The following is a 13,207-nucleotide window of genomic DNA, read 5'->3' as shown; positions in this document are numbered from 1 at the left end:
TGATGTATAATCTACTTTTATAATTGTATTAGAGCGATACTTTTAAACCTAATGCCCAAGTACGCATAAAAGGGTATGCACTATTGTTAGAGCTCGCTTGAAACTCTGGATCGTAACCATCTTTAACGCTAGTTAACTCGAACAAATCGTTTCCTGAAAAATAGATACGTAAGTTATTAATAGGTGTATTTCCAATGCTTAAATCTTTGAAGGTATACCCTATGATAAGCGACTTTAATCTCATATATCTATTATTCTGTAAGATATGATCTTTAGAACGGTAGTTCCAAGCAGATAATCCACGTTGAGTGGTCAACCTAGGAAATTCAGCATCTCTATTATCTTCGGTCCAAGTTCTACCTAACCATGTGTTAGATTGATTTTGCCATTCAGCTTGAAAAGGTTGCGCAAAATATCCTGTTCTATAAATGTTATGCTCAAGAGCTCCTTGAAAGAAGGCACTAAGATCAAAGTTCTTATACTTTAAGTCAAAATTGAATCCGTACACATAATGTGGAGCGGCATCTCCACTATAGGTTAAATCTTCGTTATCTAATGTACCATCTCCGTTAGAATCTACAACACGCATATCTCCTGGTCTTAAAGCGTCATTAGATGTTTGTAGCGGTAAAATTCCACCTTCATTTAAGCTAGCATAATAAGCATCAACTTCTGCTTGAGAATCAAAATAACCATCCGTTTCCCATAAGAAGAAAGAGTTGATAGGTCTATTTAAAATATTTCTTCCGCTTTCAGCATCGTTTAAGTTCTCAAAAATTGTTTGAGCACCGTCGTATTGGGTAATCTCATTTCTGGTATCACTCATATTAGCACTAACTGTGAATTCTAAATCGCCAATATTCCCTTGGTATCCTAACATGGCTTCCCAACCATCGGTTTCCAATGTTCCAATATTGGTAAATGGTGTTGCCGTACCTAATACAGATGTTTCAATACCTCTAACCAACATACCTACATTTTCTTTTTGGTACAAATCAAAAGAACCAAAAACCTTACTGTTGAACAGTCTAAAGTCAACTCCAATTTCTTTGGTAACTATTCTCTCCCAAGTAGTACTACTACTAAATAAGCTACTAGCAACAGAAGTTGCCTGTTGACCGGCATTTGTTTCTCCAAATACGGTATTGCCAAAACCTACGGTAGATAAGTAACTAAAATCACCAATACCAGAAGTACTACCCAATTCACCGTAACCACCTCTAAGCTTTAAAAAGGAAATTAAGTTGCTTTCTTTTAAGAAGTCTTCTGAACTAATTACCCAACCACCGGAAACACTACCGTAGTTAGACCATTTAGAGCCTTCGGCAAATCTAGAAGATCCATCTCGTCTACCTTGAACCTCTAATAAGTACTTGCTTTTGTAATCATAGTTAATACGGCCAATGTAACCAAAGAAACCCCAAGATGTACCGCCACCAGAAGTGGTCACCAATTGATCTGTAGCTCCTAAATTGATATCATAAACGCCATAATCAACAAAACCGTTTCTTTTAATGGAGTATTCGTTTACATCGTTTTTTTCAGCTTCAATAGCTAAAAGTCCAGATATATTGTGATCACCAAATTGGTTTGCGTAGTTTAAGGTACCCTTGTAGTTCTTATAAGTAATGTTACCATCATTTCTGTCAGGACCGGTACCTTCTTGAATAGAGGTAGTGTTATTTATATTGTTAGAGAATTTTCCGCCCCAACTGTAAAGAGGTACGGATACAAAGTAAGATTGATATTCACTATTTTGTCTACTAATGGCATAAGACCCGGTAAAATCTAAATGTTCCGTAAATTTGTATTTTGCCAGTGCAGATATTTTAAACTGCTCTACGGTTTTGTTTTCACGACCACCATCTATTACTTGAGCTACACCATTTCTGTCACCTGTAATAAGGTCACCACCAAAGTTGGCGTAATATTGACCATCTGCATTATAAGTTGGGAAAAGTGGTGCATCCCAGGTAGCGGCCTCTCTTCCTAAACCTCCTGAAGGTCCAGAGAATTTGTTGTTGAAATATGTAATATTGGTGTTTACACTAAGTTTATCGCTAATATCAGCGCTATAGTTCATGGAGAAGTTATATCTATCAGAACTATCATCTGCAACTTTTAAACCACCTACGTTATTATCATAACCAGCGGAAATACGAAAGTTACTCGTCTCGGTACCGCCAGAGATACTAATGTTATGTTGGCTAGAATAAGAGTTACCGAACATTTCATCAAATCTAGGGGCGTTACCTAACCAAATATTTCCGTTAATGGGTAGGTCATAATATCCTTCATCACCAGAAGCGATTCTATCAACAGTTTCAAGGTCGTTCCAGAAGAAATATCTTGGTGGCTTACCAGATGCAATATCTTCACGAGCCGCTGCAGCATATAACTGTCCGTACTGTGACATGGTTGGTGTTGGTGGGCGTATACCTATAGTACCTACTCTGGACACCGTGCTGATATCTACAGAAATCTTGCCCTTACCTTTTTTGGTAGTTACCAATATAACACCACCAGCAGCACGAGAACCATATACAGAAGCAGATCCACCTTTTAGTACACTGATACTTTCAATGTCATTAGGGTTCATATCATTAAATGATGATGAGTTTATAGAAGGAATACCGTCAATAACAATTAAAGGTTCTATTCCATTAATAGATGAAGCACCTCTAATTAAGAAGTTGACACCTTCGTCACCAGGTCTAGATGAAGTACGGGTAACAACAAGACCAGGAGTTCTACCTTGAAGGGCAAGAGCGGGACTACCAACAGCCAAATCTTCAAAAGCCTCTGCCTTTACCTGTTCTACAGAACCGGTTAGGGTTTCTTTTTTGGCAGTACCATAACCAACAACAACTACTTCATCTAAAGCAGTAGTGTCCGGTTCTAGAGATACGTTGATTACAGTTTTGGAACCTACGGTAATCTCTTGCTTTAAGAACCCTAAATAGGAAACAACAAGAATGGCATCTGAAGAAGGTACGTTGATAGAATAATTTCCATCAAAATCGGTAACGGTACCTGTTGTTGTGCCTTTAACGACAACGGCAACACCAGGTAGACCCATGCCGTCATCACTACTTACTATAGTACCCGTTATTGTAAGTTGTTGTTCTGAGTTCAACAGGTCAACACCACTATTCATAGTATTACTAGCTGTAATCGCGAACGCGTGGTTTGTGCACAAAACTACAAACCCAACCAATAAAGGTATCATGGTCTGTAATTTCCATTTAGAAAGTTTGATTAGTTTAATCATAAGATTGTTAATTTAATTAGTTAATTAATGTCGTTTCATCAGTTTCCCAATACAGTAATTATCATATTGATATTTGTTAAGCCAATGTTAATTATAATTGGAGCAAAGGGTTATAAATTATTACTCAATGGTTATAAATTATACTCCTTTTTACTGAAACAGGGGTTAAATTCGTTTTTTGGGCAGGCACAAATTGTCTGAAACACATTTTTTTAACAGTTTTTTTGTTGGTTGTTGATTCAACAGTACAAGCTAAAATTTTTGCATAATAATCTATACCTATTATATAAGTACATATATTAAATTATTAACACTGCAGACTAATTATTTGGTTTACAGTATCTTATGTAAGATTTTAACGCATCTGATTGTACGGTTTTAGGCTTGTGTCAAATTTCACTTCACTGTACGGTAATATGTGCGAATTCACTTTTATGAAGTACAAAGTTGATTTATGGGAATTGCAGAAGGTTTTTATGGAAAAACATAAGGGCTATATGTAAAAAGCCAAATATTCTATGATTTATGGGTCATTTTGAACGCTATTTTATAGTGATTGAATGATAGTTTATCTACTTCAAAAGACATTCTTAATAAACTTGTTTAACAGTAATTCATCAGCATTTTTATCAGTGGAATTTTCCATTTCCGAATCAATTCTACTGAATTAAACATTTACAAACTAAGGCAGTTTTTGCCTCATTATTAAGAAAAATATGAATCGATTATTCCTATTACTTTTTGTCTTAACGTTGACTAATTGTTCTAACCAAGAGAAGAATAGCGTTGTTGATACTAAAAAAATATTGTCTCAAAATGTAGAAAAAACAAAAGAAACATTAAAGGTGTTGACTCCAGATCAAGGGTTTGCCAGAAATATACCCAAGGAACAGACCAATTGGGAATTGGTTGGGGTTAAAGATTGGTGTAGCGGATTTTGGCCAGGAGTAATTTGGTATGCTTACGAGGCTTCAGGTGATGAAGAGCTTCGCGAACAAGCAGAGAAATTTACCGCTCCACTTAAAAGTATAGCATATAGCCCGGCAGAAAATCATGATATTGGTTTTATGTTGTATACCAGTTACGGTAATGGTTATAGATTGACCAATAATGAGGAGTATAAGAATGTACTGCTAGCCGCGGCAGACACTTTAGCTACCCTTTATAACCCTAATGTAGGTTCTATATTATCATGGCCTTCGCAAACACAGTTTAGGCACAATACCATCATAGATAATATGATGAATTTAGAACTATTGTTCTGGGCAGCAAAAAATGGGGGAAAACAAGAACTTTATAATGTAGCGGAAAGCCATGCTTTGGTAACAATGAAAAACCTGGTGAGAAAGGATAGTGCTATTTATCATGTAGGATCTTTTGATGAAACTACGGGCGATTTCTTAAAAGGGCAGACTCACCAGGGTTATGCGGATGAATCTATGTGGGCAAGAGGTCAGGCATGGGGTATTTATGGTTTTAGTGTTGCTTATAGAGAAACACACAGAAAAGAATTTTTAGACACGGCAATAAAGGTATCTGAGCACTATTTAAATAGATTGCCCCAAGATGGTATTCCATATTGGGATTTTGATGATGTAAATATACCAGATGCTCCAAAAGATGCTTCCGCAGCCGCAATTGCAGCATGTGGTTTGTTAGAATTGTCAAAGTATGTACCTAGTGAAGAACTTTCTAAAAAATATATAACAGCGGCAAGAAAAACAATTAACCTGTTATCAGAAGCGCCTTATTATAGCGGTGAAACCAATCAAGCTCTTTTATTGCATTCAACAGGTCATTTACCTCATGATTCTGAAATAGATATTCCTATTATTTATGCTGATTATTATTTTATGGAGGCATTGCTAAGGTTGCAGAAAATGGATGAAAATTCATCGCAATTGGCAAAATCATAAGAACTGATCTCTAGGATTATCTAGGGTTATACCTCAATATGAATAAATACTATTGAGGTAATACTTGTATTAAAGTCTTTCTTTTTTGAATTAAGAAATATACGAACATGAATAAAAAAATACTTTTATGGTCCATTACCGCTGCCTTGGCCGGGTTTTTATTTGGCTTTGATGTAGTGGTCATTTCCGGTGCGGATAAAAAATTACAGGAACTATGGCAATCGTCAGATTCTTTTCATGGTTGGGTGGTTATGGGTATGGCACTTTGGGGTACTGTAATTGGAGCTATTTTTGGTGGTAAACCAACAAATAAGTATGGTAGAAAAAAGACCTTGATTGTTATTGGCGTCCTTTTTGCATTTTCCGCAATTGGGTCTGCATTGGCTAACGATCCTTATATATTTGCACTTTTTAGGTTCATAGGCGGTATTGGTGTAGGAACTTCTACCATTGCGGCACCTGCGTATATATCTGAAATTGCACCGGCAAATGAAAGGGGAAAATTGGTAGCTATGTACCAATTTAATATTGTGTTTGGAATATTAATAGCCTTTTTATCAAATTACCTATTAAGTGGTAGTGGTGAAAATGATTGGCGATGGATGCTTGGTGTAGAAGCTATACCGGCCATATTGTACATCTTGTTCGCAATGAAATTGCCTAAAAGTCCTAGATGGTTATTATCAAAATCAAGGTTAGAGGAAGCAAAAGAGGTGTTGACAATAATCAATCCTACTATTAACGTCGATGAACAGCTAAAAGCTATCGAAGGCGCTGATGAAAAGCCAGATGCTTCAGAAACCATTTTTATCAAAAAATATCGTTTTCCGCTTACTTTAGCCTTTTTAATTGCGTTTTTCAATCAATTTTCGGGAATAAATGCCTTTTTATATTATGCACCAAGAATTTTTGAAGAAGCGGGTTTAGGAAAAAGTACAGCTTTATTAAGCAGTGTAGGTATAGGGGTAACCAATCTTGTTTTTACGCTTTTAGGAGTGTTCTTGATAGATAAATTGGGGAGAAAAACCCTTATGTATTTTGGTTCTGTAGGTTATATAGTTTCTTTGAGCTTGGTGGCTATGGCATTTTTCTTTAACTGGACAGGTATGGCCGTACCCATATTCTTATTCATTTTTATAGCAGCACATGCCGTAGGGCAGGGTGCGGTAATTTGGGTATTCATTTCTGAAATATTTCCAGATCATTTAAGGGCATCCGGTCAATCTTTTGGTAGTGCCACGCATTGGGTTTTGGCTGCATTGATACCCTCATTAATACCCTATTTATTTAGTCACCCATCAATTGGGGCTGGGGCGGTGTTTTTATTTTTTACAGCAATGATGGTTTTACAGTTATTGTTTGTTGCTTTTATGATGCCGGAAACTAAGGGAAAAACTTTAGAGGAACTTCAGAAAATACTATTGAAGAAATAAATTGTAGAAGAATGGGAAACAAGAAATATTTTTTATTGGCATTGCTGTTTCATATGGCCTTAATGGTTACGGCTTCAAGTGTTGATACATTGATCGTACACAGCAAAGCAATGAACAAGGACATTAAAAATGTAGTCATCACTCCCAATGGATATGGAAAAAAGAATACTCCCTATAAAGTGGTTTATTTATTACATGGTGCTGGCGGTGACTATAAAGCTTGGCTAAAAGTAGCACCAAAGTTAACGGCGTATGCTGATCAATATAATATCATTATTGTATGCCCAGATGGAGATGTAAAAAGTTGGTATTTGGACAGCCCTATAGACCCTACTTTCAAATATGAGACCTATGTGTCAAAAGAACTGGTCGCTGAAATTGATGATAAATACAACACTGTTAAAAATGCAAATGCAAGAGCTATAACGGGCTACAGTATGGGTGGTCATGGTGCCTTATACCTAGCTTTTAAACACTATGACGTTTGGGGTGTTGCCGCTAGTATGAGTGGTGGTGTAGATATTAGACCTTACGCCTTAAAATGGGGAATACCAGATCGTTTGGGCAGTTTTGCCGAAAATCCTGAGTATTGGGAGAACAATAGTGTAATCAATTTGGTGCATTTGATCAGTGATAAGAAGTTGGTTTTTCAAGTAGATTGCGGTACTGAAGATTTCTTCTATGAAGATAATAAGAGGTTACACGAAAAATTAATGGAAAGAAAAATTCCGCATGAATATATAGAACGCCCAGGAAAACATAATCCGGACTATTGGAGAAATTCAATTAAGTATCAATTGTTGTTTTTCAACGAGTTTTTTAATAATCATACAACTGACCAATAATGCATTTATACTCAATTATAATAAGTAGAACTTCAATATGCTTACTGCTAGTTTTTGCATTGATTTTGTCATGCTCAAAGGTTCCGGAATATACCGTAACATCACCAAATGGTAAAAATGTATTTACAGTTTTCCCCGGTTATCATAGTGACCATTCTAACGGATTGGGATTTGATATTATGTATGAAGGTAAGCCAGTCTTGCTTCCTTCCGTATTGGAAATTTCTACCAACCATTTTGATTTGAAAGGAGATTGGTCCGTATTGAGAGTCGATGAAAATAATGTTGAAAATAGCTGGACAACAAGGTTTGGAGAATTGAGCGAAGTACCAGATAATTATCGAGAAATAAAAATCCATCTAAAGAAAGGTAAAACACTTGTCAATTTCATTGCTAGGGCGTATGATGAGGGTGTGGCCTTTGCTTATGAAATTCCTGTACAAGCTGACATCAAGAGCCTGGAATTAGATGAAAATATTTATTATAATTTTGAGAAAGACCATATGATGTGGTCTACTCCAAAGCGAGAAAAAGGAGTTTTAACAGCACAAGGCGAGTATAAAAAAATTCCGTTATCAGAGATAGAAACGGGTATAGAAAGACCTTTGTTAATTGAAATTGATGAAAACCTCAAAATAGCTCTTGCCGAAGCAAATTTGGTAGATTATGCCCGTTTAAGTTTTTCTAAAGGTGCTTCCAATAACAGTGTGCTATCAACTTTAGATGGTAAAATGGAAGAAGAAATTCAGGATACCATCACGGGGGCTTTAATTTCGGAACGTAAGAACGATGTGTTCAAAGTAAAGAAGCAACTTCCATTTCAATCGCCATGGCGTGTGGTAATGATGGCAAAAAATGAAGGTAAATTATTAGAAAACAATTATATACTTCAAAACTTAAGTGAGCCTAATCAACTAAAAGATGATTCTTGGGTAACCCCGGGAAAGGCATTGAGAGAAGCCACGCTAACAACAGAAGGAGGTATGACGGCGATCGATTTTGTTGCGGAACACAACATGCAATACGTTTTGTTCGATGCTGGTTGGTACGGTAATGAAATGTATGAAGAATCAGACGCTACGACCATAACCTTGGATCCTAAAAGATCCAAAGGTCCGTTCGATATTGAAGCCATCACCAAGTATGCCGATGAGAAAGGAATCGGTATAATCTTATATGTCAATAGAAGGGCTTTAGAAAGGCAATTGGATGATATACTGCCCCTGTATAAAAAATGGGGTATTTCAGGAATTAAATTTGGCTTTGTCCGTGTTGGCGATCAAGAAGCTACCGCTTGGTTGCATAATGCTATCAAAAAGGCATCTGAATATGGATTTATTGTAGATGTACATGATGAATACAGACCCACAGGTTTCTCAAGAACATATCCTAATTTATTGACACAGGAAGGTATTGAGGGTGATGAGGAAAGTCCTACGAATGAGCAGACACTAAACACCATGTTTACAAGAATGTTGGCAGGCGCAGCGGATAATACGGTTTGCTATTATAATAGCAGAGTAAATAAAATGGGCTCGCATGCATCTCAGTTGGCAAAAACTGTTTGTCTATTTAGTCCGCTGCAATTGCTTTATTGGTATGACAAGCCTGCTTCTTCTTTAGAGAAAAATGATGGGCTATGGGGAGATACCAAGCACATAGGCAATGAACCCGAACTGGAATTTTTTGATAATGTACCCACAACGTGGGATGAAACAAAAGTGTTGTATGCCAAGGTAGGGGAGATTGGAGTATTGGCAAGAAGAAAAGGCTTGGAATGGTTTGTAGGCGGAATCAATGGAACGGCTCCTCAGCAATTGGAAATCGATTTCAGTTTTTTAAAGGAAGGGGATACCTATAAGGCAAAATTATATACTGATGATGAAACGGTTGAAACCCGTACAAAAGTAAAAATTGAAGAATTGCAGCTTTCAAGTACAGAAACTTTAGATTTAGAGATAAAACCTAATAACGGATTTACCATGCATATAATTCCGGTTAAGTAAAACGAAAATGAAATTAGGCATACAGAATATATTCCAAAGTATATGGTTGACAATAGCATTTGTTATAGTTGGGGGTATAATGGTATATGGTCAAAAAAGTGTTCATCCTAGAATTTATACAACCGATCAAAACAAAGCCGTTTTTCTTCAAAACATTGAAAATGTTCCATGGAAAAAGGAATTGGTAGCACGTAAAAAAGAACGGTTACAAAAATATATAGCCCTTTGGAAAAATGATAAGGAATGGTTGGTGTCTCGTTTACAAATGAACTGGAAAACCAAGCATGATAAAGTGTATCTAGAAGGCGGTGATTTTTCTCATTCAGGTGGTAAGTCATCTGTGCCCACTGTTCGTTTTTCTGGCACAAGAGATTGGGCAACAGAATATAGATCTCCTTCGTTAGAAAATATAACTCCGTATACGGACAACCCTAAGGGACTGTATTTAGAGCATAAAAAGACGGGTAAAAAGGAATGGGTAGCACCTAAAGAATCTGGTCATATCATTGAAGGTATTAACCGCAAGATCATGTCTTTAGTAGAAGATGCAGCCTTTTTATATTGGGTAACGGGCGATAGGGTATATGCGGATTTTGCTACCCCTGTTTTTGCAACTTACATTGAGGGTATGTACCACAGAGATGCCCCAATAGACTTGGCAAATACCAATCAACAATTTCTTTCTGGGCTTGCAACTTTTGAGGTTATCCATGAAAAAATACTGATACATCTCATTACCACGTACGACTTTTTATATGATCATTTAAAGGCACAGAAAATAAACCTTTCAAATGCAGAAGCTGTGTTTCAAAAATGGGGTGATCAAATTATTAAGAATGGTGTGCCCAATAATAACTGGAATCTTTTTCAAGCACGTTTTCTTACTTATGTGGCCTTGGTTTTAGAACCAAATAGTAATTACAAAAATGGTAAGGGTAGGGAGTATTACTTAGAGCATACTTTTAATACGTCAACCGAAAGACAAATTTCCATAAAGGAATCATTGTTGGTCTACGATCAAGAAAATGGTATATGGCCAGAGTCTGCATCTTATTCAGTGCATGTAATTACTACCTTATTAAATATAATAACCCTTTTGGACCATTTTACCAATGCCAATGAGTTATCTAATTTTCCTATAGTTGAAAAAGCAGCTTTGGCATCTTTTCAGTATTTGTTTCCTTCTGGGCATACCATTGGATTTGGAGATTCTGCACATAAAAAATTACCTGCTGAAAATTTTGAGTTATTGATTACCAACTATCAGAAATACGGTGCGAACGAAAAACGGAACATAATTGCCAATTTACTGAACGATATGATTGCCGATGGCGATTATAAAAGGGAAGCTAAAGACTTGTTTCAATTATTTTTCTATGTCAATAATGTGGTGCCAAATGAGGAGGAAAATGAATTTGATCTTCCATTGGTTTCGCCAACATTTTACGCACCAAACGTAAGCTGGTTCAATCAAAGACTGGGTAGTGAAGCAAATGCTATGATGGTTGCCACAACAGGATCTTATGGTAACCATGCCCATAGTAACGGTATATCTATAGAGTTGTTTGCCAAGGGATCAGTACTTGCACCAGATATGGGAAAAGGGTCAAGTTATTGGCACAAAGATCATACAGAATACTATTCCAGAATGCCGGCACATAATACGGTGGTAGTCAATGGTATTTCGGATTATGAACCTATGAGAAGCCATCATCCATTTCATTTGGAAAATAGTTTCCCCAAAACTGGTGAAACCCCAATTTTTGATCAAGTTACTTTTTCTAATGTTTCATTTGTTGAACCTAAAACCAAGGCTCGGCAATTACGATTTACATCTTTGATAAAAGGTCCTTCAGGAGCCGGTTATGTCGTTGATGTTTTTAGGTCTAGAAAACCAGGTAGTGATGGGCAAAGGCATGATTATTTTTATCACAACCTTGGAGCTGAATTAAAGATCAGTTCAAGTGAAGAGGTTTTGAAATTGGAAGATACCCAAGATTTAGGGAGTCATCAAGGTGATTTAAAGGCATATGATTATCTCACTGAAAAAAAGAAGTTGACAACCGCCAAAGCGGTTAGGGCTAATTTCAGTTTAACAGCAGAAGATGGTTCCTCAGATTTAATGGAAGTTTGGGTAAAGGGCAGTACCGATCAAACACTTTATTCAGCAATGGCGCCCAAGTCTAAAGCGATAACAAGTGGTACTTCTCCAAAAGAATTATTGAACAAATCAATACCAACATTAATCGTTCAACGAAATGCCGAAGCATGGGAGAATCCGTTTGCCATGGTATTTAACCCTTTAGGAACAGATGAAGATAATCCTATTTTAGAAGTTGAATATGCTCAAAAAATAGAAAATAGCACTGCTCAACAGATACAAGTAAAATTTAAAGATGAGGCAACGCAAGATAACATTGTACTAAATGAAAATGAAAGTGTTATTTATGATCAAGGTGATCTGTATCAAAAAGGATTGTTGTCCATAACGAGAACCGAAGAAAACAAAGCGCAACCTTCTTTTATTTTTTTTTCAGGTATGTACAGGTATGAACATAACAATTGGGGAATTCAGGCATCTGGTGCCCCAGTGACTTTTTCATTCGACATTAAAGAAAATGAAATAATACTGCAGAACGATCAGCCTGTTGTTTTGAATATACCTAAACCTAAAAACGGTAGTGAGGCAACATTATATATCTATGAAGATAATGAGTTAATTGACACACGCAAAGGATTGAAAAGCTGGGTCAATGATGAGCAATTAGAATTTAGATTATCAAAAGGTTACGCAAAAGCTGTTATCAAATTTCAAAGTAGTAATAATGAAAAATAAAAAGGCATATTATATTTTGACTCGCAGCCTCATCGTATTGGTCATTTTAATTGGTGGTCCTTTAACGGCACAGAACAATTGGAGTACAACCATACCTGGTAAGGACTTAAAAGAGTTAGTGTATAAGGTAGTAGATGGAGATACGTTAAAAATGCAATTATATTCTCCGGATAATTGGAGTACCGCAAAAGCATATCCAACAATTGTATTCTATTTTGGAGGAGGTTGGAATGGTGGTAGCTTAGACCAGTTTAGGGCACAAGCTGGGTATTTTGCTTCAAGGGGCATGGTAACGGTATTGGCAGATTACAGGGTAAAAAGTAGACATGGTACCACACCATATGAATCCGTAAAAGATGCAAAATCTGCAGTTAGGTATTTAAAGGAGAATGCGGCTAATTTACAAGTAGATACTACAAGTATGGTAACAGCAGGTGGTTCTGCTGGTGGACATTTAGCCGCGGCAGTAGCATTATTGCCGGGAGTAAATGAAATCACGGACAATTTAGAAATAGATACCAAGGTAAGCGCAGTAATATTGTACAATGCCGTAGTGGATAACGGTCCGGGTGAAGGAGGTTTTCAGCATGAGAGAATGGGTGAAAACTATCTGGATATTTCACCTATACATCATATAGAAAAAGGTGCTCCGCCTACATTACTGTTTTTAGGTGCTCAGGACCATTTAATACCGGTTTCTGTGGCAGAAGAGTATAAATCAAAAATGGATGCGGTAGGTAGTAGATGTGATGTTTTTATTTATGAAGGGCAAGGTCATGGATTCTTTAATCCGAAGGTGAAAACAAAAGAATATTATATAAAAACCACTATTGAGGCAGACAAGTTTTTAAATTCTTTAGGTCATATTAAAGGAAAACCAACAATAGAATAACATAAAAT

At 36.6% G+C, this 13,207-nt stretch carries 7 protein-coding genes; 6 read left to right on the top strand and 1 reads right to left on the bottom strand.

The annotated features are described in order from the left end of the window. Positions 1-28: 28 nt before the first annotated feature. Positions 29-3,271 (bottom strand): SusC/RagA family TonB-linked outer membrane protein, encoded by a 3,243-nt coding sequence (locus YQ22_RS02190; RefSeq protein WP_083414178.1) that lies wholly within the window; start codon positions 3,269-3,271, stop codon positions 29-31. A gap of 716 nt (positions 3,272-3,987) precedes the next feature. Here YQ22_RS02190 and YQ22_RS02185 point away from each other — a divergent pair. The 6 genes from YQ22_RS02185 to YQ22_RS02160 all read left to right on the top strand — a co-directional run bounded on the left by YQ22_RS02185 (position 3,988) and on the right by YQ22_RS02160 (position 13,199). Further along, a complete protein-coding gene (locus YQ22_RS02185; RefSeq protein ID WP_058105386.1) occupies positions 3,988-5,187 on the top strand; it encodes a glycoside hydrolase family 88 protein in 1,200 nt (399 codons plus the stop codon). A 107-nt stretch (positions 5,188-5,294) separates the two neighbouring features. After that, entirely contained in the window at positions 5,295-6,620 is a 1,326-nt protein-coding gene (locus YQ22_RS02180) for a sugar porter family MFS transporter (RefSeq protein ID WP_071339902.1), read from the top strand. A gap of 11 nt (positions 6,621-6,631) precedes the next feature. Then, positions 6,632-7,465 (top strand): alpha/beta hydrolase, encoded by an 834-nt coding sequence (locus tag YQ22_RS02175; protein WP_071339901.1) that lies wholly within the window; start codon positions 6,632-6,634, stop codon positions 7,463-7,465. Continuing rightward, on the top strand, positions 7,465-9,471 hold the full coding sequence (locus tag YQ22_RS02170) for a glycoside hydrolase family 97 protein (RefSeq protein ID WP_083414177.1): 2,007 nt from the start codon (positions 7,465-7,467) through the stop codon (positions 9,469-9,471). The genes YQ22_RS02175 and YQ22_RS02170 overlap by 1 nt, the downstream gene beginning before the upstream one ends. A gap of 7 nt (positions 9,472-9,478) precedes the next feature. Next, complete coding sequence (locus YQ22_RS02165) at positions 9,479-12,307, top strand: heparinase II/III domain-containing protein (RefSeq protein WP_198033507.1); 2,829 nt, start codon at positions 9,479-9,481, stop codon at positions 12,305-12,307. Then, entirely contained in the window at positions 12,297-13,199 is a 903-nt protein-coding gene (locus YQ22_RS02160; RefSeq protein WP_071339900.1) for an alpha/beta hydrolase, read from the top strand. Before YQ22_RS02165 ends, YQ22_RS02160 begins: the two co-directional genes overlap by 11 nt. Positions 13,200-13,207: the final 8 nt, after the last annotated feature.

The sequence above is a fragment of the Maribacter sp. 1_2014MBL_MicDiv genome, from assembly GCF_001865655.1.
In the GTDB taxonomy this organism is placed as follows: Bacteria; Bacteroidota; Bacteroidia; order Flavobacteriales; family Flavobacteriaceae; genus Maribacter; species Maribacter dokdonensis.
The sequence above is the reverse complement of the archived record's forward strand: the minus strand, read 5'-3'. Positions and strand labels throughout refer to the sequence as shown.